The sequence below is a fragment of the Bradyrhizobium sp. 160 genome, from assembly GCF_023073735.1.
In the GTDB taxonomy this organism is placed as follows: Bacteria; Pseudomonadota; Alphaproteobacteria; order Rhizobiales; family Xanthobacteraceae; genus Bradyrhizobium.
Genome location: NZ_JADPKD010000004.1, coordinates 1 through 22,959, shown reverse-complemented (window position 1 = coordinate 22,959; position 22,959 = coordinate 1). Strand labels below are relative to the sequence as shown.

The window sequence follows — 22,959 nt, the reverse complement described above, 5'->3', positions numbered from 1 at the left end:
GGCGATGTCAGCACAAAGGTCCCTCGCGAGGGCCTTCCCATCAACGCCATCTCGCTGGCCCAACGCCTCAGTGCTGGCCTAGGCCGAGATATTGCGTGTGGCACCGCGCGTCGGCGCCTTCTTGGTTCCCAAGAATGCTTCGAGCGCTTCCGGAGTCATCGGCACGCTCGGCTGGAACCTTCGGTCACGCCAAGCCAAAGCCAGAGAATGATGTGGCCTTCCTCGCAGGGGCCAAACCGCTTCGCCAAGAAGAGCTTCCGCATCCGCCGGTTTGGCGAGGTTCTGTGGAGTCGCAGCATTCATCATTCGGTTGCTTCGCCGCCGCGCTTCTTGGCGTTGATAGTGATTGGAAGGATGGTGTCACTCGCCATCGCGGGTAGGTCGAGCACCCAGCCATTCGCGATTCGAATCCAACCACCCCACAGCGTCTCGTGCTCACATTCGACAATCGACTCCTCAAGATCCTTCTTGGGCACGTAAATCGAAAGCCCCGTCTCGGGCGAACGGCGAATCATGACCTTCATAGGAGCTCCGCAAGTTGTGATCTCTCGCCCGCGCGCTCCTGACGCGCACGCCACAAGGCTCTCTGTTTGGCATTGATGTCGGCCAGGACTTGCAGGACACGATCGATCTCATCCGCCGCCGTCTCGCGCGACAGCGAGAAGCGAACCGCACCCCGCAAAAAGGCCGGTGGTACTCTCATCGCGCGCAGGACATGGGACGGCTCCATCGAGCCGGACGCGCAGGCTGAACCGAGTGAGACGGCAATTCCGTTGCGGCTCAGGTGGTCGACGATGGCCTCTGCTTCGAGATGCTCGAATGCAATGTTAGACGTATTTGGCAAGCGGCTCTTGACATGACCAAGCACGATGCAACAGCCGAGAGCGAGAATGCCTTGCTCCAGCCGGTCGCGAAGGACGCCAATCTGCATCTGCTCTTGTATGAGGTGTGCCGCAGCGAGTTCCGCCGCCTTGCCGAGCCCAACAATGCCCGGAACGTTTTGGGTGCCACCGCGGCGATGCCGCTCCTGTGCGCCGCCGAAGATCAGCGGTCGGAACTTGATGTCCTTGCGCACATACAGTGCGCCGATCCCCTTCGGACCATGAAGCTTATGGCCGGAGAGCGACAGCATGTCGATGTCCGTAGTCTTCAGGTCAATCGGAATCCGCCCGACCGCCTGGACCGCGTCCGTGTGAAAGAGCGCGCCGACTGAGCGCGCCATCCTGGCGAGGGATTTCACCGGAAAGATCGTACCGGTCTCATTATTGGCCCACATGACCGAGGCGATTGACGTGCGCCTCGACAATGCGTTGCGATAAGCCTCGATGTTCAATCGGCCGCTTGCATCGACCGGAATGACATGGGTCTTGATTCCTCGTCGGCCCAGCTCCTCGGCAAGGGACAGCACGGCTGGATGCTCAACGGCCGTTGTGACGATCTCGTCGCGCCCCTCCTGCACCGCGAGCGCGGACAGGATCGCTGTGTTGTCGGATTCAGTCGCGCCCGACGTGAAGACGATCTCGTGATCGAATGCCGCGCCAACGAGGGCCTGCAGCTTCTGGCGCGCTTGCTTCAATGCCGGCGCAACCTCAATGCCGAATGCATGCGCGGACGACGCATTGCCGAATTGCCCAGAGAAGAACGGCAGCATTGCCGCGACCACCAAAGGATGGGCACGGGTCGTCGCGTTGTTATCCAGGTAGATCGGCCGCACGGACTGTCCGCTCTGCACTTAAGGCCCCACTTTGGCAGCTCCGGGGAGCGGGATCAGGCGGACGAACTCGCCGAGCCGCTCGATCAGGCGCGCTTGAATGGCTGCGAGCGTCGTTCCCGCAAGCTTGCATAACATGCAGGCGCCGGTGAGCCTGACCATGATCTTGATGCCTTCGATTTCGACGAGCTCACAATCCCCACGATCACGCCTGAGGCTTGGCCGACTCTCATCGAGCACGGCGCGGACAATCCGCTCGCGATCGGAAGGCTCTGCAGTCGAAGATGTGCTTCGTTCGTTCAGCCTTCAGGCCCATGTTCGATGCTCCTTCCATTGCGAATGGTCCGAAGGCGGCTCAGCTGAACGATTTGCCGCAGGAGCAGCTCGATTTGGCATTTGGGTTATCGAAGCGGAACCCTGATCCTTCGAGCGACACCACGAAATCGATCGTGGTGCCGTTGAGATGCGCCCGGCTCGCCTTGTCGACGAAGACTTTGATCCCGTCTTGCTCGAACACGGGCTCATCGGAGACCGGCTCATGAGCAAGACCCATTTTGTATGTGAACCCTTGGCAACCGCCGCCTTCGACCATGACCCGCAAACCGCTTGCCGGCTGGGCTGTCGAGGAGATTGCGGCCTTCAGTGCGTTGATGGCGCTATCCGTTAGGTTGATCATTTCTGGCTCGCTCTCAGTTTCTGTCGCGAGGCACAATTCGCAAATCCCATGCCAGTCGAGATGCAGCTGAAATCAACTGGTTTTTGCAGGCGGCGACCATACGATTTTGCGACCTGTCGGCTTTGCGACAGGCGGTTTTCCGGCGTCCCGACCTCATCCGGCCGAGACCTCGTGATGGTGCCAGCACGTATTCATGCACATCGCGGCAAGCCGCCGCTTACGCTGTGGGTCGCTGCAGACATAGGCGCACGGCAAACAACTTGCATAAGGTTAGCGGACACGCCGCATTGGGCGATGCATGTACACGACACATTGATGAGGAGCCTTCCATGACGTCGATCGACAACACCGCTCTTGGCCAGCTGGACAAGGAGGGGCGGTTGCTGAATGCGGTGCTTAAGACCGAGACAACGAAGTCGGGGCGATTTGGATTTCGGGGCGACATCGCGCTGAAGTTCCAAGCCCAGCTCGCTGACGAAAAACGACCGCCGGACTATTCCATCGAACAAGTTCTTGCGATCGCGCAGGAAGGCGAACCGACCATCCCAGTCCTTGCCGGATATCTGCATTCCTTCGCCTATCTACCTCAGGCCGCAAAGGTTCTGGATGGCAGGCTGAGCCCCAAAGGCAGCTATTTCATGTTCTGCAACAACATTGATCTGCTCGCGAAGTACCGCACCAAGATAGGCGACATCACCTTCCGCATTCTGCCTTGTGACGAATCAACTGTGTGGAAGGAGATGATGGACCTCGCCGGCGTCGACAAGAATGACATCAAGAAGCTTGGTACGGCCGGTAGGCTCGACTACTTGCTCGACGCGGCCAAGGACATCGGTGGATCATACACGGAAATTTCATACGAGGACGGCCTGGCCAAAATGGAGCCGGTGAAGAACAGAAGCGAAAATCGCCCCGTCTGAAGCATCGCCTCAGACCCTCTCTCTCGCCAGCTCGACGAGTATGCCGCGGAGAGAGTCACTGCACCCGCTTCGCCGGAACCGGCTCCGACAACCTGGTGATGGACTTATCGGCCTAGCTTTCGGGAGATCACACGGCCACTCTGCTAGTCGTGTGTTGGCCAAGACGACCGTCGTCAATTGCGCCGAGGGGCGGCTGGCCGCGCCGGTCTGGCTGACTGCATCCACGGGGATTCGGACATTCCAATGCTCATCGGTTCATGATCGCGGTCACATTTGAGAGGGCAGATCGACGATGTATGGATCGGCTTTGGGGCTGTGCGCCAGGCCTTTGCCAGCCTGCGTGGCGCAGAGATGTCGCGCGTATGCTCGCCAGCCGATAGTTGTCGACGAGCTGCGCCCATGGATAATGGAAACTGACCCGTAGATTGGATAACGCGCAGGCTGCATCGTTCGAGAGAACCCAGCGAGCCAGTGTCAAGCGGTTTGCCTCGTACATGTAATTCCGCAGAGCCTTCAAATGCGACGGCGGGGTGCCGGTTGATCGAGCCAGGCCAAGCGATAGCTGAGCAGACTTGGCCGCACGTCCTCAATGTTGTGAGAACGAAGCGAAGCTATACAGAATGCCCAACCGAAGCTGTTCCAGGGACTGTACCTAAATAGCGCCACGTGATTCCCTCTCCTGCGAATTTTTGATTTTTGGGCGAGAGAATGCGCGCGGGTTGTTTTGGCTGAATGATCAGCATGGGGACGTATCGAGCCTCGTCTGCCGACGGGACTGACGGGGCCCGATCGGGACGACGACCGGCGCATCATCAGCGGCATCATTCACATGCTGCAATCGGGTGCGCGATGGCGTGATTGTCCGCGTGAATACGGCCCTTACAAGACCGTCTACAATCGCTTCAACCGCGGTGCCAAGCGCGGGCGATGGTTCACAATCTTCGAAGCGCTGGCTAAGCCTGGCAAGGACGGTGTCGTGCTCTCGCTCGACTCGACTTCGATCAAAGCTCATCGGTGTGGCTCCGGCGGAAAAGGGGGGGGAGCACAATCAGCCAATCGGCCGCTCGCGGGGAGGCCGTACGACAAAGATCCATGCGCTGAGCGATCCGCTCTGCCGACCGGTTGTCCTGCATCTGACCCCAGGTCAGGATGCCGACATCGCTGCTGCGCCCGATGTTCTGGCGCTCGCACCACCCATGAGCGCGCTTCTCGCAGACAAAGGGTACGACGGTGACAACCTTCGCGCCGAAATCGCTAGACACGGCGCCAAGCCCGTCATTCCCAATAAATCCAACCGTGTCGTCATCCATCGCTTCAACAAACGCGCCTACAAAGGCCGCAATGTCATCGAACGCTGCTTTTGCCGGCTCAAGGACTTCCGGCGCATCGCCACACGATATGACAAGCTCGTCCGGAATTTCTTGGCCGCTGTTCATCTCGCCGCTCTCGTCGCATATTGGCTCAATTGAGTCTGGACCCTAGCACTACTTTGGCAGAAATGGTTTGCGCTGCAGTTTTTTACGGATACGTCTTCTGCAGTAGGGGCATCGCTGCGATCGCTGCCGTAGGATGAGATCGACGATGGCGTGACGTACTGCGGGCATGGTTGGCTGAGGCGGAGGCCCGTTGATTCTTTTTTTCCGCCCCGCGTGTGCGAGGCGACGCGCGGCGCGAGCGATCTGCGCCAGGACGCCGCGCCAGTCGCGGTCGCCCTCCGGCTGTACCGCTTCCTGCAGCGGATTGAGATGGACGATGAGTCCATCGGCCTCCAGCGCATCCACCGCCCGGCGCGCCAGGTCCAGGCCGTCGGTCTCGCGCAGTTGCGCGGCGCCGATATTGGCCAGCAAGGGAATGTCTGGGGCCAGGCGGCGCAGCGCCCGCGTCAGCCCCTGGGAGTTGCGGGATTGCAGGCTCACGCGCTGCGAACCGACGCACATGGCGATCCCCAAGGCTTGCGCTGCCTCGCTCAGATGCCGGTTGATGGCCTCGGCGCGTGACATGCCGCCGGTCATGGAGCTGATCAGCAGCGGCGCGCGCATGGTCTTGCCCAGCAGCGAGGCGAGCAGGTCGATCTGCGTCAGGTCCAACTCGGGCAATGCGCTGTGTTCGAAACGGATGTACTCCCAGCCGGCGGCGATCGTGGCCGGCGCCGTTCGCCGATCCAGCACGATGTCCAGATGGTCGTCCTTGCGCCGGCTCAGGGCGGTGTCGCTCATGCTCGCTCCATCCGTCACATCGGGCGACGGCGTTGCGTCGGATCGGACCGACGGCAGCGCGCGAACGCCGCCGCCTCCCGCGCGTTCAGGCTGGCGCACGCTGGCCTCCCCCCGCAGCGTCGCTGCGGTAGCGGCTGGTCGAGGTCTGGTAGTAGTGCACGCGGATGGCCGCCATGGCCTCGATCAACGGTCCCCACGGCGCGGGAAAGCGTTCTGAAGCCATCACCCGGTGCAGCATGCGCGTATGGCCGGCCAGCTCGTCGTTGAGGAACTCCACCACAGGCATAGCCGGATAGCGCTGCAGCAGCAGGATCGCCGCGTTATCGGCCTCGCCGGCCGACCTGTCCTTGTCGCGTCCATGCAGATCGTTCTGCAGGCGCCCTATCGCGGAGATGAGCCGCAGGACCTGGCGAAACGCCGGACGCGCGCGTAAGGTCGCCATGTTCAGCCCCCACAGCAACGACAGGCAACAGAACACGTTCGTGTAGGCGATCGAATCGATGCCGTTGTGCAGGTACTCGGCGTAGGACCAGCGTTCCGACCCTGCCGCCTGCGCGTGTCCGGCGCGCAGCGCCGCGCAGTAGCACCGGGTATCGTCGAGAAGCTGAGCATAGTCGCGACGATCGTAGGCGAGCGCGGCCAGCGAAGCACGCAGCACAGCGCAGCCCTCGAATCCGGGGAGCGCGCACGGCGCGCCCTGCCCCAGCGCCTGCTCCACCGCAGCGAGCTGCTCCGGCGCGATCAGGCCAAGGTCGTTGCAATCGTCGAGCCAGAACAGCAGCGCCAGTTCGCGATAGAACGCCACGATCAGCGTTTCGTCCTGCGGATCGCGGCCGGTGCGGGCGCTGGTGTCGCGCAGGCTCGGGTGGATGCGCTGCAGGATGTACTGGCCGCCCCTGACCGCTTCCACGGCATGCTCGTCGGCGAACCCGGTCAGGGAACGCCCCCACTCCAGCACCTGCTGCAGCGCGCGTTCGGTCTGATTCATGGCGCCGCTCCTGCTCCCTCGGCCGGGACGCGCCGCCCCCAACGAAGCGCCAGCCACAACCCGGCGAGTTCGGCCACGCGCACGACCCGGGTGGGGCAATACAGTTCCTTGCCGATCCACAGCGACGTCTGCGGCAATGCATGCGCCGCATGGCGGGCGAGCATCCACTCCAGTGCACGCGCCACCGCCTGCGCGATGCGCCGGCGCCCCGTCGGCTCTTCGCTCCCGTCCATCACGTACAACGCGAACAGCGCATAGGCGGTTTCCTCGAATGTGGACGCGCGACCGGCGCCCCAGCCGCCGTCGTCGCGCTGCGCCTGCAGCAGCGCCGCCAGCGCGCGCTCGTCGCGCCACTGGGGCTTGCCTTGCGCCAGCGCAGCGATCGCATGCGCGGTGGGATACAGCCACGAAACGTGCCATTTTTCGTTGTCCCATAGACCGTGCGTGTTGCGATTGGCCTCGACGTAGGCGCTGGCGCCGGCGGCGGGCTTTCCCAACAGTCGCAACGCATGCAGGGCATGGATGTTGGTCGACACCGAGGCATTGCGCTCGCCGGGGAAGGTGACGAACAGCTCGCCAATTTCGAAATGGCGCAACGGATCGACCGCCGGGTCGCGGCCTGCAAGGCGGAGGACGCACAACGCAACGGCGGTGTCGTCCGCATCGGCCGCGAAGTGCAAGGCCGGGCCCAGACCGCGCATGCCCAGGCGGGCGTCGAGCTGCGCGATGATCACACGCACCGCCTCGGCGAGCGCGGGATGCGCGAACAGCCCCGCCAGATGCAGGGTGTAGAGCGACCAGCATGGCTCGAACACATTGATCGGCCAGACGTTGGGAACGACACCTTCGATGCCGCTGCGCGTCGCCCGCGATGCCGCCTGCAGATACGCGTCGGCGCGCGCGACCTGCGGCGTGCTCCCCTGTGTCACGGCGTGCGCACGACACGCGGCGGTGGCCGCCGGACTGATGCCGATGCTGCCGTCGTCATCCGGGCATGCGGTGGTCGGCGACGTCCCCCAGGCTTCCCAGGAGTGCAGCAACGGATGGCCGCTCGGCAACGTCGTCATCGCCCCCAGCTTGACCAGGCACGCTTGCCGCAACGGCAACAGCGCCGGGTGGCGCGGAAACGCCACGCCGCCCAGCAAGGATGCGGCCTCGCCGCACAACTGCGGCAGGATCAGCTCCGCGCCGATCGGCGCGTCTTCCGGCACCGTCTGCGCGTAGGGATCGGGCTCGCGCTCGAGGAACCGGGTTGCAGCCTGGACTGCGTCGGCAGCGCCGGGAAGAGGATCGGCACGCTGCAATGCCAGCAACGCCGCCCAAGTGGGCGCATGGCGGAACAGCGGGAAGTCCGCGCTTCCCCATCCTCCATCGGCCTGTTGCTGCGCGATGAGCCACGCGTATGCGTCCTGCCGACCGGTGACGTTGCCGCGGAACTGTAGAGCTCGCGCCGTGTCATAGACGGACGGGCCGACGCTGCCGCCGTCGCTCATCTCGCTCAGCAGGTGGCGCAATTCGGAAAGGATCTGTTCAGACAGCGCGTTCACTCGGGATGTTCCTTCTGCAGACGGTTCGGGCAGACGCCGCGCACGTCGCCGCAGGCCCGTCGCGGCCCGGCGCATGGGCAGCGCCGGACGGTCGCCCTGCTCCGGCGCGGCGACGCGCCGATGCTGGCGCCGGTCCGCCGCATAGGCTTGCGCGCAGCGCGCCGCGGCCGTGCTGGGCAACGGCTGCGATCGGCGCCGCGGATTCGGACACAATGCAGCATGTACCGCTGCCGCCGGGCGATCGCAGCGGCACAGGGGCGACTCCATGCGGACGGGCGCGCTCATGCGCATGGCGCGTGCTTGAACAGATACGCGTTGGCCCGCTGCAGCATCTGCGCCAACCGTTCCGCACGAGGGCCCAGCGGGGCGATGGCCTCCCCGGCGTCGCGCAACAAATCCAGCGCGAACTGGCGCGCTGCCTGCAGCCCCATGATCGACGCGCAGGTCGGCTTCTGCGCCGCCGCGTCCTTGCCGGGGGTCTTGCCCAGCGTCGCGGTATCAGCTGTCGCGTCGAGAATGTCGTCGGCCACCTGCAACGCCAGGCCGAAACAGGCGGTGTAGCGATCGAGCGCACAGTACAGCGCAGCGTGCGCGGCATCCTCCGCGATGGCGCATAGCGCGCCCATGCGAACGGACGCGCGCACTAGCGCTCCGCTCTTCATCCGGTGCATCGCCACGATCCTGTCCAGCTCGACGTGCTTTCCGACCAGCGACAGATCCATGGCCTGCCCGCCTGCGGCACCCTCGGCGGACACCGCCTGCGCCAGTTCGCGCACGAGCGCGATACGGTTGTCGCCCGGCGCATCCAGGCTCGCCAGGGTCAGGAAGGCGTGCGCCTGCAGCGCATCGCCGACCAGGATCGCAGTGGCTTCGCCGAACTTGACGTGCACGGTCGGGAGGCCGCGGCGAAGCACGTCGTCGTCCATCGCGGGCAGGTCGTCGTGGACCAGGGTACAGGCATGCATCATCTCGATGGCGGCGCCGACGTTGTCGAGCATGTGCGCCGGCGTGTCAGCCAGTGCGCCGGCAGCCAGACAGAGCAAGGCGCGGCTGCGCTTGCCGCCATTCAAGGTGGCGTAGCGCATCGCCGCCATCAGCTCGGTCTCACCGTTGTCTTCGGCGCAGAGAAGACGCGCCAGCGTCTGTTCGACCCGCTTTGCGCCGTCTTGCATCCAGATCTCCGGCAGCAGCCTGCCGGACGCGCCGCGCACCTGCGCGCCCAATCCGCCGAGCGCGGAAACGCCAGTTCGGTCGTCCTGTAGCGTAGAACCGATCTGCATGTTGTTCATGTCCTTGTACCTGACACGGCCACGGCGAGCGCCGAGCCGCCGCGGTGTTGCCGGCGTCGCACCGAGCGCACGCGCCGAGTGCAGCAATGCCGCGCGTCGCCGGCGCCGCTGCCTCGCCACACGGGGATGCGATGCCAGCTCATGAGAATTCGATGCGGATTGTCATGGACGGATGTGCGGTCGGGTAATAGCGCCGGCCTTTTTCGACGCCGCTCAGCAACCGCGGCCGCACCCCGGCCTTGTGCATGGTCAGCGCCAAGGCGATGCAGAACTGCACCAGTTCCAGCCATACCAAGTGGTAGCCGATGCAGACGTGTGGGCCGGTACCGAACTGCAGCATGTCCACCGGCTGGATCGGCTCCGTGCGTTGCAGCCACCGCGCCAGGCGGAACTGATCAGGCGCCTCGTGCAGCAGCGCCGAGGTCGAGAAATGTAGCAGCGGGATGCACAGATGGGTGCCCGCGGGAATGCGCCGTTGGCCGAGTTGCAATTCCTGCAGCGCGCGACGCGGCAGCAGCGTGGCCGTCGGATGCACGCGCAGCGTCTCGCGGAACAGCGCCTCGGCGACCGGACACTGCGCCAGGTCCGCGTGCCGGGTCGGCACCGCGCCCACGCGTTGCGCCTCCTCGACCAGGGCGTCCCACAGCACAGGCTGCCGCGCCAGCTCGATCACCATCCAGGCCATCGTTGAGGCAGTGGTGTCGTGACCCGCAAGCAGCAGCAAGCGGATATTGGCGACCAGGACGTCATCGGAGAGCGCATCTTCGCTGCGATCGAAAGCGCTCACCATCTCGTTGATCAACCCCGTGCGCGCGGGATGCGCGCGCACGTCGCGGACGAACTGGCGCAACTGCGCGTCGATCCAGTCGCGGGCGGCGCGGCCGCGCCGCAAGGGCAGTCCGGGCAGGTCGACCGGCGGCGCGACGATCAACTGCACCACTTGCCGGTACTTGCGATGCCATCCCGGCAGGTCCTGCGCGGGGATTCCCATGAGGCTGAATATGAGCTTGAGCATCAGGTCGCCGGTTTCGCGCAGGATGGTTGCGTCGCCGCGATCGCGCCACGCCTGCACCCGTGCCCGGATGACGGGCACGAACAGGTCGCCGATGCCGGCCTGGGTCAGCCCCTTGGGCAGGAACGCCGCCTTGATCGCATCGCGCGCCTGCCGGTGCGCGCCGCCGTCCTGGGTAACCAACGTTCCGCCAAGCAATTCGGGCGCGATCTCTTCGATCAGCGCCGAGGACACGTCCTTGTGCCGGAGCAGTGCGAACGCATCCGGATCCACGCAGGTCATCAGGTGTCCGGCAGGGCCGAAATCCAGCCAGAAGTGGCTGCCCAGCGTCCGTTCCGCGCGCCGCAGCAGGCGCGGCAGGTCGCAGACGATGGCGGGAAGATGCCCGACCAGGGGGAACGCGCCGGGCACGACCGGGATGTCGTGCCGCAGCCGGTGCCGACGGTCCAGCGGGTTGAGCAGCATGTCCATCAGCAGCGCGGCGCCGCGGCCGCTTCGGCGGTGTGCCGGCAGGCCGCGCGGCGCGGCTGTTGCCATCGTCGGCGTACGTCGGCACATGCGCCAGCATGCCGCCGTCGATGCACACGACCTGGCCGGTGATGAACGCAGCATCGTCGTAGAGCAGGAACGCGGCCAGCGCCGCCAGCGCCGCCACGTCCCTCGGTGCAGCCGACGCGCGGCAGGAGCCGGCCCTGATGCCGTTGCATGCACTCGTCCAGCTTGGCGAGGAGACGCTCGGTCACGACGAGACCCGGCGCAATGCGTTGCAGCGGATCTGCACATGACAGTACTGGGTGGCGAGCGAGGCCGACAGCATTTTCATCGCCGCCTTCGACGCGGCGTAGGACGTCTGCGCGGTGTCACCGCTGAGCCCTTGGCACGACGACATGTTGACGATCGCCACCGCCGCGGGCGATATGGCCTGCCGGCAGCAGAGCAGCATGCCGCGCAGATTGGTCGCCATGGTCTGATCCCAGGCCGCCAGGTCCAGGTAGAGGATCGCACGGTGGCGCGGGGTCAGATGCATGTCACTCCACCAGCAGGTCGACCCCAGCGAAGTGCCGCTCCGCCGTCTCGAGCAGCGCTGAAACCGCCTGCGCATCGGCGATGTCCATGGCCAGGGCCAGCGCGTGGCCCGCTTCGGCCGCGATCTGCGCGGTGCAGGCGATGGCCGCCGAGCCATCAATGTCGGCCACCACCACTCTGGTGCTCTCGCGTGCGATGGCGAGGGCGCATGCCTTGCCAATGCCGGCGCCGGCGCCGGTCACTACGGCCACCTTGCCTTCAAACCGTGCCACCGTGTCCTCCTGGATTGCGTTGGTCTTTCGCGGCATGTCGCTCGGCCTCCGCAGGAGAAGGCGCAGGGTCGACGCTGGCGCACTCGTCATCACCATCGTCGCTTTCGATGACCCGAATGGCGGCGACCGGGCACTGGCTGGCCGCGAGTCGCACGGCGGCGTGCAGCGCCTGCGGGACCGTCGCCACGCACACTTCGGCCACGCCGTCGGGTTCGCGTTGGCGAAAGGTGCCCGGCAGCGTCAGCACGCACTGCCCGCTGGTTGCGCACAGATCCTGGTCGACCAAGATGCGCATCTCAGCCCCCCTACGCATGCAGCCGCACCGGCAGCGCGCGGAACGTCCTAAGGAACTCGGAGGTCTCCCGCGTCGGCGGCTCGGCCAATGCCAGCGTGGGGAAGCGCGCCTGGATCCGCGGCAGGCTCTCGGCCAACTGCACCCTGGCCAGTTGCGCACCGAGGCAAAAGCGGATGCCGTGGCCGAAGCTCAGCATGATCTTCCCGTCGGTCGACATGCCAGGACTGGTGCCGTAGAACCGCGCGGGATCGAAGCGGTCGGGATCGGCGAAGGCGTCCGCGTCGCGATTGCCGGCCGCGATCAGCACGCGCACGTCCGCGTTCTTCGGGATCACCACGCCGCCCAATTCGATGTCGCGCTGGGCGATACGCAGAGTGGCGCTGAACATGACGGGCGAGTCGCGGCGCAGGACTTCTTCGACGAATGCCTTCACCCCCACGGCGTCTCCCTGAAGCCAGTGCCGCTGTTCGGGATACGCCAGCATCGCCAGGACCGCATGGTCGATGGTCGCAGCAGTGGTTGCGAAGCCGCCCAGCAGCATGCCCCAAAGCATGCTGATCAACTCCGCATCCGACAGCGTGTCGGCATCGTCGTCACGTGCGCCGACCAGCATCGAAACGATGTCGTGGCGGGGATCGGTGCGCTTGCGCTGTATGAGGTCGCCGAAGTAGGCCTGCACCCTGGCGCTGGCCGCGTCCGCCGTGGCGAGCTGGAGTTCGCTGGCGTGCGGGCCCAGGCCTTTCAGAATGGGGTCAATGACGGCGGCCAGGCCGAACATTTCATCCTGGGGCATGCCGAACAGTTCGGCCAAGACCAGCATGGGCAAGGCCAGCGCGAATTCCCGATGCAGGTCCACCGCCTCCCCGCGCTCCAGCGCGGGCGCCATGCCGTCCAGGCGCGCTGCGACGATGCGCGCGATGCTCGGCCGCAGATTGTCGATCTGGCGCATGGTGAAATCGGGCGAGATCAGCCGGCGCAGACGCGTATGCGTCGGCGGGTCCTTCATCGCTAGTGTAGACGCCAGCAGATTGAGTGACAGGCTGGTCGCCGCACGCGGGAAATAGCGCGCCAGTTCGCCCGGCGCCGGTGCCCGAAACGCATCGCCCGTGGCCGTGAGCGCCCAGTAGATGTCGGAGTGGCGGCTCAACAGAAAGAGGCCCGACGCCGCGCGATGCACCGGATCGTGCTCGCGCAACCAGTGCATAAACGGATACGGGTCGTGGATGCGCCTTGGCGACGCCAGTTCGGCGAAGGCGTCCCGGCATGCTGCCGTCGTTTCTTGCACGTCCATCTTGGTTACCTGTTGGCTGGCTGATCTGACCGGCGCGCGCCAGGCGCGCCGGCAAATTGCGGAGAACATCGGGGCGATTTCGCCGAGGCCACTTCCCATAGAATGCTATCTGATGCGGATTTGACATTTTGCTTTTCTTTCTTCTTTCCATCGATCGCCAGTGTCATCCATGAAATGAAGGTCGGTCGGCGGCTCCCAGCTCGCAACGAAGGGTTTCAATACACATGCCAATTTGGCCGACCCAGCGGAAGAAAAAGATTGTAATTGCTTTTCAGCGGATTAGCCTGAGGCCAGACAAGAGGTCGGCGAAATAGGCCGGTGTCGCGGACCAACAAAGGCGACAGAACAGTGTCGGATAGTCGTCAGACGCCAGACCGGCGACACCTTCGTTATCAGTTCTCCTGAATGATGCTTCCAATTGCTTAAATATATCCGGCCTCTCGCAAGTGGACTGCTGTTGCAGCCAGGCCATGATGAGATCCGCGCACACCGTACCCAATAAATGGTTGGGGCACGAAGCCCGCTTTTTTGCACAGGACTACGGTATGCTGATCCACTGTTTCGTCATCACTATTCCCGAGCCTTGCAATCGAGCCAGAAGCGTCAGGTAAACGCGGAAACTCTGCGTTCGTCGCCAGAACAGCATCTGTTCGGAGCGCTAACAAAGACAGTGCTCCAGATCGACTTCACGTCGGTCGTCATGAATGGGATGCTAGCATTCTTGCTCTTCGCGGGAGCGCTCCACGACGATCTCGCAACATTCGTAAGCCGCGCCGTCCCTGTAATCGTGCTTGCCACCTTCCGCAACGATCATGTCGACGTTTATCCTTGGCTTTCTATTCTGGCAGGCCGCTGGTCTCCTTGGTCAGTCGCTGCCGCTGTCCTGGGCGCTGGTGTTTGGCGCGCTCATCAGCCTGACCGATCCGATCGGCGGTCATGCGTACGCTCAAAATGTAAAGGCAGCTGAAAGTCTCGAGGTCGAGATGCAGGGCGAGTCACTCTTCAACGACGGTGTCGGCATTGTCGTTTTCACGATCCTGCTGGCCTTCGCCGCCGGGGCCCATGCGAGGTCGCGGCCGATTCGGCAACTGCCGGCTTCACGCCAGAACAGGTCGGATCTGGGCGTTCCCTACCAGCTTGTTTCTGACAACTGACTCGTCGATCTCGTCGGAGAAAGCTAAATCAACCAGGTGGTGTGTGGGTCTGACAGTTTGTTGGGCAAACCCGGGCGCAGGCGCTGCAGCCGATGCAAGCGCCTTCGTCCTTCAGCACCATGATCTTCTTTTCGAGCTCATCGTCGTCCTCGTCGAGATCGATGATCTCGCCACCCTCGCTTAGCCCCTTCAGCGTCATGACTTCACGGCCGCAGATCTTGTAGCAGCGGCCGCAGCCGATGCACTTCTTGGGATCGATAGAAACCAGGTAGTCCGGCCTCCAATTGCGACCGTCGCGGGTCCTGAATGACATGGCTAACCGTCCATTATGTTTTGTCCAGCGCCTGGAGATATTGGCGCTTGCTTTCGAGCTCGCTGAAGGCAGCGTGGGCCTTCTGGGCCACGCTCAGGATTGACGACCAGTTGATCGGCAGCTCCTCGGAGAGGTCGTGGAGGTCCATCTTGGCCTGGGTCGCCTTGGCCGACAGCTTCTTTATTTCCGCTTTCAGAGTTTCGATATCGCTCACACTTGCCTCAACAACTCGCCACTTCCGGGAACTTACGGATCATCTCAACGCCACTGTTGACGAATTTGTCGCCTTGATTGGCGAGATCAGAGAGATCGTCGAAACCAAAGCGATGCACGTCGCGCAGCTGCTTGCTCACGACAACGAGCCGGCCGCCGATCAGCACGATCCGACCGAAGCCTTCGTGATGCATCTTCAGCATTGGCGAGATCATCACACCCGTCGCCTTCTCGATCGAGAGCGCAACGGCGTCGAAGAACAGCTCCAGCCGCCATGTCGTGTCCGGGTCGGGATTGCCGACGATCGGCAACGCACGGCGCTTGCGCTTGTCGAGAACGTAGGGTTCGAGCAGCTCGAGATCCTTTTTGCCCTCCCAGGCGCCGTGGGTGTCCTGGGCGCGCCAGATCTTGATGAGCTCTTTCAGAAACGGCGCCTCCGCCGCGGCGGCGGCTGGAGTGACTTCAGACGGATCGGCCATCTTTGTTCCTTCAGGCTTCGAAATCCACCGTACGTTCCCGGCTTTTGGTGAGCAGCTTCCGTAGCCAGGGCGGCGGCGACCCCTTCAGCACGGTCTCGAGTTTGACGCAAAGATCGTGGATGGGCTCTGGCTGCAGCACCTTCATCGGATGGATGTTCCTGGCGACGACTCGCGCAGCACCCGAGCCGCCAATCGCCGCAACATAGAGGATTGCGCACTCCCTGATCGCCTCGATCTTCGGCGCGAGCTTATCCTCATTGCCGTCTTCGGTGAGGTCACCGTCGAACTGGATCGCCTCAATAAATCGATGCCCGTCCGGGCCGATCTCGTAGATCGCGATGTTCTTGGCCCAGCCGAAGTGGGCATCGACGTGCTTCAAGTCCTGAGTGGCGAATGCAACTTTCATCCGAGTTGTTTTCTCTCCCTGCTCAATGTAACTGGGGCGGATGGGCCTGCGGGCCGCCGCGGGTTGGTCGCCAGGTGTCGGGCGTCGGCCCATGGTTGGCTTCGCGGTCGGTGATGATCAAATTGGCGATGTCAAAGATCAGATCGCGCGTGCCGCGATAGCCAGCGATCGTGAGGTGCGCAGCGCCAACGCGATCGAACATCGGAAAGCCTACCCGGAAGAACGGGACATTGAGTCGCGAAGCGGCCTGGCGACCATGTGAATGCGACATCAAGAGGTCGCAGTCACGCGACTTGGCAAGCTCTTCAAGATCCTCCAGATCGCCGATCAGGACGTCCTCGGTCCTGACCCGCTGGAGCACCGGTGAGTTCGTCGTCGTCACCGCAGCCCTTACCTGTGCGCCCATCTCATGGAGCAAGCTGGAGAGATCGAATAACAAGTCCGGCTCGGCGCCGATCGCGAGCTTGCGGCCGCCGATATGGAAATGTGCATCCAGCATGGCGTCTGCCAGCTGTCCACGCTGCCGGCGATATTTCCAGGGCACCGACCGGCCGCTGATCTGGCTCAGGAAGGCGATGAATTCGTCATTTGGGATAAGGCCACAGAGCCGCTCGAACAGGCGGAACGGCGTGCCTGTCCGCACCTGCATGGCCTCGGCCGCACGGCGCATTTGCGCGCCGATCGCGATCGTCCAGGCCACCTGCCCCATGGTCGCAATCTCGTCCACTCCAATGCCCCCGATCGTGGTGGGCGTGAATTCGTCGGGGATGTGACCGTCCAGCGAACCGGCAACGTCCGGCAGGAACGAGGGCTTGAGCCCAAAATCCTCAAAAATCGTGCGAAGCTCGTCGAGATCGCCGGGCGTGAGGTGACAACCAGGTAGTACGTTGACGCGGGAGATATCGCGCGATCTCGCTGTGTCGACCGGAGCCACAAGCACCTCGATCATCCGCGCCACTGTCTTGCCCCAGCCATCCTGAAAGGCATCCTTGAAATCCGGGGTCGAGACGTAGACAAGGGGGAGCTTTTCGAGCTTCGGATGCTTCTGTCGGATCAACCGGATGAAGGCTTCGACGTCATCGCCGTTGGTCTCAGTGACGCCAGTCGAATTGATGCCAATGATCTCGGGCTTGACGCGATTGTAGATGTTGAGGATCGCCTGTTCGAGATTCTCGTGGCCACCGAGCACGGTGGCAACCTCGCTCATGGCGGTCGTCTGCATCGGCACGGCTTCATTGAAATGGCGCACGAACAGCGTCAGCCCGAAGGAGGTGCAACCTTGCGGGCCGTGCAAAAGCGGCATCGCGCCGCGCAGGCCCAGGAAGGCAAATGAGCCGCCGATCGGCTGGCTCATTTTGAGCGGATTGACCGAACAGGCTTTCTTCGAGGTAGTGACGATCGCCATGTCGTCCCCCTACTCCGCCGCCTGCAGTGCCGGGGGCTGCAGATCGGAACGAATGTCCTTACAAGCAACGCACCGTGCGGTGGAATTGGTGCACGGCCTGGCGGGCTTGGCGAGATTCGGGCCATGCGCCTCAATCGCGCTCTCACCACCGCTGGCCTCACTTTCATTGGAGGAACTTATCGTATTGACGCCGTTCTTGCTCGCGTCCCGAACTGGATCAGCGGCTTGCGCATACATCTGCGCAACCGTCCTTGCCTGACGCTTCCGGTCGAACTCATCCCATGGCGCGGGTTGGCGGAGCTGATCCCATATCGGATTGTAGAGCGCTTTCTCGATCTCCTCCATGAGATTGACAATCCCGATATACCCCATGTAGGCGTGGCAGCGCTCCTGGTTGATATCGAGCCACGGCATCGCCGCCTTTAGTGCGACGAATTGCGACTTGCCGCCGGAGAGCATGATGTCGGCTTTTGCGTCCTTCAGCATCTTGTAGATCTCGCGAGGCGACATGTCCTCGATCATGTGGGCGTCCTGGCCCATTAATTCCTTGATACGTTCCTTGTCCTTCTTGGTCGATTTCTTCACGGACGTGCCGACGATCTCGAGCCCGGCCTCTTGCAAAGCGGCCACCATCGACCAGGATTTCACGCCACCGGTGATGAGAACAACCCTCTTGGCGGCAAAGCGTGGTTTGAAACGTTCAATGGCAGCCCAGGCTTTGGTCTCTTCGCGTGCGATCAGGGCTTGCGTGCGCTCCATCAGCTCAGCCGGCGCGCCGCGTTCGATCAGCATGCGCGCGATCTGGCGCAGTGAATCGCTGGAATCCTCAATACCGTAGAATGAGCCTTCAAAAAACGGGATGCCGTAGCGCTGCCTCATCTTGCGTGCGACGTTGATCATTGCCTTTGAGCAGACCATCATCGCGGCTTTGGCTCGGTGCGAATAAGCGACCTCGCGATACTTGCCGTCCCCCGAGATGCACGACAGGACCCGGATTCCGAGCTCATCGAGCAGCGGCTTGACCTGCCAGAGTTCGCCGGACAGGTTGTATTCGCCGATGATGTTGATGTCATACGCAGTGGTGTAATCGGGCTCTCCGGTACCGATGACGTGCTCCAGCAGTGCTTCGCCCGCGAGCTTGTTGCCAAGGTTCTTCGACCCCACAAATCCCGGTGCATTGATGGGAATGACCGGTTTGCAAAGTTTGGCGGAGGCTGCCTTGCAGACCGCATCGATATCGTCACCGATCATTGCGGGCACGCATGTCTGGTAGACGAAGATGGCCTGCGGGTCGTATTTCTCTGTGATCTCCTTGACTGCCCTGTACAGCCGCTTCTCGCCGCCGAACACGATGTCGGTCTCGCTCATGTCCGTGGTGAAGCTTCTGCGCCACAGCTCGGAGCCGGAGGAGGCGGAACCGCGATTGTCCCAAGAATTGCCCTCACAGGCGATTGGACCATGCACAAGATGGGCGACGTCGGTGAAGGGCTGCAGTGCGACTTTGGCGCCATCAAAGGCACACCCACCGGCGACGCCGCCCGGCTTCAGCTGCTTGGTGCATCCATTCTTGCGCTCGACGTTCGACTTGCTCGCATTCCTAGCGCAGCCCGGTTCGTTAAAGACGTCCTGTATGGTCGCGGGAAGCGAAGTCATGGTGTCTCTTTCGGGGATGTCAAGACATTCGCACAGACCAAGAGGATGGTCCGGCGGATAACCCGGGATCCCCGCCACAGCGCCGCTGTTCCTGCGGACGATGAGGCGGGGCGCTCGCCTCAACGTATGATGTCGAAGCTGTAGTCTGTCTTGCCAACTGAGCTGGTTTTTCGATCGATCTCATCAAAGATCTTGTCGAGAATCTTGACCAGCACATTCATGCTACCCTGATAGCCCCACACTGGATAACGATGGTGATGATGGCGATCGAAGATGGGGAACCCGATGCGGATTAGCGGCGTTCCAGTGTCACGCTCGAGATACTTGCCATAGGTGTTACCGATCAGGAAATCGACTGGTTCTGTGAACAGGAGCGAACGCATGTGCCAGAGATCCTTGCCCGGGAAGGCGCGGCAGTTTTTACCGAACGGCGAGCTCGCGAACAGCGCCTGCATCTTCTGCTCCCAGGCCTTACTTCCGTTGGTCGAGAGCACGTGCGTCGGCTCAGCGCCAAGCTCCAGCAAGAATGCGGCCAGGCCATAGCAGAGGTCGGGATCGCCGTAGATCGCGAACTTCTTGCCGTGAACATGCGCGCTAGAGTCAGCCATTGCGTCTACCAGACGCCCGCGCTCCCGCTCCAGCGCATTGGGAATTGCCCTGTTGGTGATACGCGACAGCGTCATCAGGAAATCGTCCGTGGCGCTGACACCCAGCGGGTGATTGAAGGCGACGACCTCCTGGTCGTGCCCCTTGATGAAGGGCAACGTCTTCTCCGTACAATATTGCTGCATGGAAATGGTTGCCTTCGCATGGACTGCGTTCGCGGCATCCTTTAGTGTGGTGCCGCCATCATACATGCGGAACTCGCCGTCGGTGGGGGTATCGAACACATCGCTGTTATCCGCGAGGATCGTGTAGCCGATCCCCATCAGCTCGAAGATGCGCTTGATCTCACGGATGTTTCCGACAGTGTAGCCATCGAAGCCACCGATGAAGTTGATCCAGTTGTTCGCTTTGCGCTGGAGTTTAGGCGCCGTGCCGGCTTTGCCATCCCAGAAATGCTCGAGGATGCCCTTGAGCGTGTTGTCGTAGCCCGTAATGTGGCTACCGACGAATGCAGGAGTGTGAGCGAATGGTACGTCGTAGTCCGCGGGGACTGAGCCTTTTTCCTTTGATGTTTTGATGAAGGCGTTGAGGTCGTCGCCAATGACTTCCGCCATGCAGGTCGTGGCGACCGCGATCATCTTCGGCTTGTACATGTTGTAGCTGTTGGCAAGCCCGTCGGTCAGGTTGTTGAGCCCTCCGAACACAGCCGCGTCTTCCGTCATGGACGAGGAGACGCACGAGGTCGGCTCCTTGAAGTGCCGCGACAAATGGCTGCGATAATACGCGACGCAACCCTGGGAGCCGTGGACGAACGGCAGTGTGCGCTCGAACCCGAGCGCGGCGAACACCGCACCTAGCGGCTGGCAGGCCTTCGCCGGATTAACAGTTAGCGCCTCGCGGGCGAAGTTCTTCTCGCGGTATTCGGGGGTCTTGGACCATTCTCTAATACGGTCGACTTCGGCGGGATCGTGCGGATTCTCAAATAGCGCCTTCTTATTGGCCAGCATCTGCTGGTATTCGTCTCCCCGGAAAAGCTCAGAGTGGTCGAGGATGTGTTCGGCGTTCTGTGTCATCATGGCACTCTTCAGGTTCTTGTGTTCGTTCTCCTGCCCTTCCCTCCTCTGCGGAAGAAAGGGCCCGAGCGTCGGCTTTCCTATTCCGCCGCCATGAGGCTCGGCCGCGGAGCGTCCTTCCAAGGTGCGCTGGTCTTCCCCCAGATCGGGGAGTTGATTGCCATATCCATGTCTCGGGCGAAGATCGCGAAGCCGTCATAACCGTGGTAAGGACCCGAGTAGTCCCAGGAATGCATTTGGCGGAACGGCACGCCCATTTTTTGGAAGACGTATTTTTCCTTGATACCGGAGCCGACGAGATCGGGCCGGATCTTTTCTACGAAGCGCTCGAATTCGTAGCCGGTGACATCGTCGTAGATCAGCGTGCCGTCCTTGACGTAGTGCTGGGCGGTGCGCTGATAGTCGTCGTTGTGACCGAACTCATAGCCTGTGCCGACAACATCCATGCCGAGGTCCTCATACGCGCCGATGACGTGGCGAGGACGTAGGCCGCCTACGAACAGCATTACGGTCTTGCCATCGAGCCGCGGCCGGTATTTCGCGGTCACCGCATCGACCAGCGGCTGATATTTCGCGATGACGCGCTCGGCGCCCTCCTCGATCTTATCATCGAAGAAGCTTGCAATTTTGCGCAGCGACTCCGCGATTTTGGAAGGCCCGAAGAAGTTGTACTCGCACCAGGGAATCCCAAATTTTTCCTCCATGTGCCGTGAGATGTAGTTCATCGAGCGATAGCAATGCAATATGTTGAGCTTCGCTTTCGGCGTCGCCTCCAATTCAGCGAGAGATCCATCCCCGGACCACTGGGCGATGACGCGCAGGCCCATTTCTTCGAGCAGGATCCGTGACGACCAGGCGTCGCCGCCGATGTTGTAGTCACCGATGATGGCGACGTCATATGGGGTCGGCTCAAATTTAGAGCTGGCTTCTGGGGCGCTCTTGTCGAAGATCCAATCTCGAACGGCGTCGTTCGCGATGTGATGGCCGAGCGATTGTGACACTCCACGAAAACCCTCGCACCGCACAGGCACGATGGTTTTGCCGCCATATTGCTTTGACTTTTCTCTGGAGACTGCCTCGATATCGTCACCGATCAAACCAATTGGACATTCGGACTGAATGGTAATGCCCCTGTTGAGAGGAAACAGCTCCTGCAGCTCGTCGATGAGTTTTGTGACCTTTTTATCTCCGCCGAACACGATATCCTTTTCCTGGAAATCGGAAGTGAACTGCAGTGTCACGAACGTGTCGATGCCGGTCGTGCCGACGTAGTAGTTGCGCCGCGAGCCCCATGAGTACTGACCACAGCCGACCGGACCGTGACTAATGTGGATCATGTCCTTGATCGGCCCCCAGACCACGCCCTTGGAGCCCGCGTAGGCGCAGCCGCGGATGGTCATTACGCCCGGAATGGACTTAATATTGGACTTGACGCCACAATCCGACTTTCCCGCCTCGTGAACACTCAGATGCTTGGCGCGCCTTTTGGCGGTCTTCTCTGGGTAGACCTTCAACACCTCATCAATTAGCTGCTTGTTGCGCGCCTTGATCTCTGCGACGCTTTCGGTAGTTGCTCGGCTCATACGAATTTCCTTTCCATTGTCGTCTCAAATGAAGAAGCGACGCTTTTCCGGTAGATCGACGGATTTCCGATCCGGCGTTGAGGTGTAAAGCGTGCAAATCTCCATGGCCGGTCCTACCGAACGCAACTTCGCGGGCTTCCGGATCCAGCGGCCGATCAGGATGTTGCAGCTCATCTCGGCTAAGCGCTTGCGAGCACCATGCGTGACGCTGTTGATTTGTCGACGGAATCGCTGACCAAGACGCGTCTCGGTGATGTCATGCCTGCCCTCCAGCGATTGGTCATATCGTCTTCTTTACTCGCTCGCGTGCCATCAGGGGGGCGGCCTGCCCCTCTTCATGTCGATGCAAAGGGCTAACAGCCGCCTGTTGCGCGAGGGTCTGCAACGAGTGTGCCAGCGGTGGTTGAATACAAAAACCCACGTCTGTAGAGCTAGATAGCTGCTAGGATGCGGATTGTTATAAAACTGACCCTGCGTGGCACCGACAGGCTTACCCGCTAAAGCCCTGTCTGAAACAAAACAATCACTTGCGCTCTCCGCCAGCGAGATGGCTAAATTCTTCCCGCGCGCCGACGTCACTCCGGTGCGGCAGCTTTGCTTGGCGCACCCATCGAGCGATCCCACGAGACTTCAGCGCACGTAGATGCGCGCATGGTGTTTGCGATCGATCCTAAGAAAGTGGTGATTGAGCTGCACCATCTCTTCCGGGTGTCGGGCGACGTGGAAAATTGCCCCCCTGACGACACGAGGAATTGACCCCCTCGCGACACGGTCAGAACGGGGGTTTTATGCAGCGACTCAGTTCAGGTCCTCTGCGGTTCAAAGATCCGC

19 protein-coding genes and 4 pseudogenes are annotated in these 22,959 nt (G+C 62.2%); 3 read left to right on the top strand and 20 right to left on the bottom strand.

What is annotated here, in order from left to right; translation table 11 throughout:
- Nucleotides 1-302 precede the first annotated feature (302 nt).
- The 4 genes and pseudogenes from nifT to IVA98_RS00665 form a co-directional block, all read right to left on the bottom strand.
- Nucleotides 303-524, bottom strand: a complete 222-nt coding sequence (nifT, locus tag IVA98_RS00680; protein WP_247279050.1) for a putative nitrogen fixation protein NifT — start codon at nucleotides 522-524, stop codon at nucleotides 303-305.
- Nucleotides 521-1,714, bottom strand: coding sequence for a cysteine desulfurase NifS (gene nifS / locus IVA98_RS00675; protein ID WP_247354182.1), 1,194 nt, complete (start codon nucleotides 1,712-1,714; stop codon nucleotides 521-523). Before nifS ends, nifT begins: the two co-directional genes overlap by 4 nt.
- Nucleotides 1,715-1,732: 18 nt before the next feature.
- Nucleotides 1,733-2,027, bottom strand: a pseudogene (locus IVA98_RS00670) (NifU family protein).
- 39 nt (nucleotides 2,028-2,066) lie between these two features.
- The gene (locus IVA98_RS00665; RefSeq protein ID WP_247279072.1) at nucleotides 2,067-2,387 is read right to left on the bottom strand and encodes an iron-sulfur cluster assembly accessory protein; all 321 of its coding nucleotides are present in this window, start codon (nucleotides 2,385-2,387) and stop codon (nucleotides 2,067-2,069) included.
- A 329-nt stretch (nucleotides 2,388-2,716) separates the two neighbouring features.
- On the opposite strand from IVA98_RS00665, the gene IVA98_RS00660 reads away from it, so the two are divergent.
- A complete protein-coding gene (locus tag IVA98_RS00660) occupies nucleotides 2,717-3,307 on the top strand; it encodes a hypothetical protein (RefSeq protein ID WP_247279047.1) in 591 nt (196 codons plus the stop codon).
- 689 nt (nucleotides 3,308-3,996) lie between these two features.
- A pseudogene (locus IVA98_RS00655) lies at nucleotides 3,997-4,776 on the top strand (IS5 family transposase).
- Between the two features lie 49 nt (nucleotides 4,777-4,825).
- Here the strand turns inward: IVA98_RS00655 and IVA98_RS00650 are convergent.
- From IVA98_RS00650 to IVA98_RS00610, 8 genes and pseudogenes are all read right to left on the bottom strand, one after another.
- A pseudogene (locus IVA98_RS00650) lies at nucleotides 4,826-5,013 on the bottom strand (IS701 family transposase); the annotation flags it as partial.
- 595 nt (nucleotides 5,014-5,608) lie between these two features.
- On the bottom strand, nucleotides 5,609-6,511 hold the full coding sequence (locus IVA98_RS00640; RefSeq protein ID WP_247354181.1) for a terpene synthase family protein: 903 nt from the start codon (nucleotides 6,509-6,511) through the stop codon (nucleotides 5,609-5,611).
- Nucleotides 6,508-8,058 carry a hypothetical protein gene (locus IVA98_RS00635; RefSeq protein WP_247354180.1) on the bottom strand — a complete coding sequence of 517 codons (1,551 nt, stop codon included), beginning with the start codon at nucleotides 8,056-8,058 and terminating at the stop codon, nucleotides 6,508-6,510. The genes IVA98_RS00640 and IVA98_RS00635 overlap by 4 nt, the downstream gene beginning before the upstream one ends.
- A gap of 281 nt (nucleotides 8,059-8,339) precedes the next feature.
- Nucleotides 8,340-9,338 (bottom strand): polyprenyl synthetase family protein, encoded by a 999-nt coding sequence (locus IVA98_RS00630; protein ID WP_247354222.1) that lies wholly within the window; start codon nucleotides 9,336-9,338, stop codon nucleotides 8,340-8,342.
- 148 nt (nucleotides 9,339-9,486) lie between these two features.
- Nucleotides 9,487-10,830, bottom strand: a complete 1,344-nt coding sequence (locus tag IVA98_RS00625) for a cytochrome P450 (protein WP_247354179.1) — start codon at nucleotides 10,828-10,830, stop codon at nucleotides 9,487-9,489.
- Nucleotides 10,830-11,657: pseudogene (locus tag IVA98_RS00620) on the bottom strand (SDR family oxidoreductase). The gene IVA98_RS00625 and the pseudogene IVA98_RS00620 overlap by 1 nt, the downstream one beginning before the upstream one ends.
- Nucleotides 11,644-11,952 carry a ferredoxin gene (locus IVA98_RS00615; protein ID WP_247354178.1) on the bottom strand — a complete coding sequence of 103 codons (309 nt, stop codon included), beginning with the start codon at nucleotides 11,950-11,952 and terminating at the stop codon, nucleotides 11,644-11,646. The pseudogene IVA98_RS00620 and the gene IVA98_RS00615 overlap by 14 nt, the downstream one beginning before the upstream one ends.
- Nucleotides 11,953-11,962: 10 nt before the next feature.
- A complete protein-coding gene (locus IVA98_RS00610; protein ID WP_247354221.1) occupies nucleotides 11,963-13,243 on the bottom strand; it encodes a cytochrome P450 in 1,281 nt (426 codons plus the stop codon).
- 812 nt (nucleotides 13,244-14,055) lie between these two features.
- On the opposite strand from IVA98_RS00610, the gene IVA98_RS00605 reads away from it, so the two are divergent.
- The gene (locus IVA98_RS00605; RefSeq protein ID WP_247354177.1) at nucleotides 14,056-14,397 is read left to right on the top strand and encodes a cation:proton antiporter domain-containing protein; all 342 of its coding nucleotides are present in this window, start codon (nucleotides 14,056-14,058) and stop codon (nucleotides 14,395-14,397) included.
- Between the two features lie 28 nt (nucleotides 14,398-14,425).
- Here IVA98_RS00605 and fdxB read toward each other — a convergent pair whose 3' ends face one another.
- The 8 genes from fdxB to nifD all read right to left on the bottom strand — a co-directional run bounded on the left by fdxB (nucleotide 14,426) and on the right by nifD (nucleotide 22,128).
- Entirely contained in the window at nucleotides 14,426-14,710 is a 285-nt protein-coding gene (gene fdxB, locus IVA98_RS00600) for a ferredoxin III, nif-specific (RefSeq protein WP_247354176.1), read from the bottom strand.
- Between the two features lie 13 nt (nucleotides 14,711-14,723).
- Nucleotides 14,724-14,924: a CCE_0567 family metalloprotein gene (locus tag IVA98_RS00595; RefSeq protein WP_247354175.1), complete on the bottom strand. Its 201-nt coding sequence runs from the start codon at nucleotides 14,922-14,924 to the stop codon at nucleotides 14,724-14,726.
- Between the two features lie 7 nt (nucleotides 14,925-14,931).
- On the bottom strand, nucleotides 14,932-15,402 hold the full coding sequence (locus IVA98_RS00590) for a NifX-associated nitrogen fixation protein (protein ID WP_247354174.1): 471 nt from the start codon (nucleotides 15,400-15,402) through the stop codon (nucleotides 14,932-14,934).
- A 10-nt stretch (nucleotides 15,403-15,412) separates the two neighbouring features.
- A complete protein-coding gene (gene nifX, locus IVA98_RS00585; RefSeq protein WP_247354173.1) occupies nucleotides 15,413-15,808 on the bottom strand; it encodes a nitrogen fixation protein NifX in 396 nt (131 codons plus the stop codon).
- Nucleotides 15,809-15,830: 22 nt separating this feature from the next.
- Entirely contained in the window at nucleotides 15,831-17,213 is a 1,383-nt protein-coding gene (gene nifN / locus IVA98_RS00580; protein ID WP_247354172.1) for a nitrogenase iron-molybdenum cofactor biosynthesis protein NifN, read from the bottom strand.
- Nucleotides 17,214-17,222: 9 nt separating this feature from the next.
- A complete protein-coding gene (nifE, locus tag IVA98_RS00575; RefSeq protein WP_247354220.1) occupies nucleotides 17,223-18,866 on the bottom strand; it encodes a nitrogenase iron-molybdenum cofactor biosynthesis protein NifE in 1,644 nt (547 codons plus the stop codon).
- A gap of 119 nt (nucleotides 18,867-18,985) precedes the next feature.
- On the bottom strand, nucleotides 18,986-20,545 hold the full coding sequence (gene nifK / locus IVA98_RS00570) for a nitrogenase molybdenum-iron protein subunit beta (protein ID WP_247354219.1): 1,560 nt from the start codon (nucleotides 20,543-20,545) through the stop codon (nucleotides 18,986-18,988).
- 80 nt (nucleotides 20,546-20,625) lie between these two features.
- Complete coding sequence (gene nifD, locus IVA98_RS00565; protein ID WP_247354171.1) at nucleotides 20,626-22,128, bottom strand: nitrogenase molybdenum-iron protein alpha chain; 1,503 nt, start codon at nucleotides 22,126-22,128, stop codon at nucleotides 20,626-20,628.
- Between the last annotated feature and the right edge of the window lie 831 nt (nucleotides 22,129-22,959).

Bases quoted from the DNA above. Each gene is read 5' to 3' on its own strand.
- nifT (WP_247279050.1), bottom strand. From the start codon at position 524: ATGAAGGTCATGATTCGCCGTTCGCCCGAGACGGGGCTTTCGATTTAC.
- IVA98_RS00665 (WP_247279072.1), bottom strand. From the start codon at position 2,387: ATGATCAACCTAACGGATAGCGCCATCAACGCACTGAAGGCCGCAATC.
- IVA98_RS00660 (WP_247279047.1), top strand. From the start codon at position 2,717: ATGACGTCGATCGACAACACCGCTCTTGGCCAGCTGGACAAGGAGGGG.
- IVA98_RS00640 (WP_247354181.1), bottom strand. From the start codon at position 6,511: ATGAATCAGACCGAACGCGCGCTGCAGCAGGTGCTGGAGTGGGGGCGT.
- IVA98_RS00630 (WP_247354222.1), bottom strand. From the start codon at position 9,338: ATGCAGATCGGTTCTACGCTACAGGACGACCGAACTGGCGTTTCCGCG.
- IVA98_RS00625 (WP_247354179.1), bottom strand. From the start codon at position 10,830: ATGGACATGCTGCTCAACCCGCTGGACCGTCGGCACCGGCTGCGGCAC.
- IVA98_RS00615 (WP_247354178.1), bottom strand. From the start codon at position 11,952: ATGCGCATCTTGGTCGACCAGGATCTGTGCGCAACCAGCGGGCAGTGC.
- IVA98_RS00610 (WP_247354221.1), bottom strand. From the start codon at position 13,243: ATGGACGTGCAAGAAACGACGGCAGCATGCCGGGACGCCTTCGCCGAA.
- IVA98_RS00605 (WP_247354177.1), top strand. From the start codon at position 14,056: ATGTCGACGTTTATCCTTGGCTTTCTATTCTGGCAGGCCGCTGGTCTC.
- fdxB (WP_247354176.1), bottom strand. From the start codon at position 14,710: ATGTCATTCAGGACCCGCGACGGTCGCAATTGGAGGCCGGACTACCTG.
- IVA98_RS00590 (WP_247354174.1), bottom strand. From the start codon at position 15,402: ATGGCCGATCCGTCTGAAGTCACTCCAGCCGCCGCCGCGGCGGAGGCG.
- nifX (WP_247354173.1), bottom strand. From the start codon at position 15,808: ATGAAAGTTGCATTCGCCACTCAGGACTTGAAGCACGTCGATGCCCAC.
- nifN (WP_247354172.1), bottom strand. From the start codon at position 17,213: ATGGCGATCGTCACTACCTCGAAGAAAGCCTGTTCGGTCAATCCGCTC.
- nifE (WP_247354220.1), bottom strand. From the start codon at position 18,866: ATGACTTCGCTTCCCGCGACCATACAGGACGTCTTTAACGAACCGGGC.
- nifK (WP_247354219.1), bottom strand. From the start codon at position 20,545: ATGACACAGAACGCCGAACACATCCTCGACCACTCTGAGCTTTTCCGG.
- nifD (WP_247354171.1), bottom strand. From the start codon at position 22,128: ATGAGCCGAGCAACTACCGAAAGCGTCGCAGAGATCAAGGCGCGCAAC.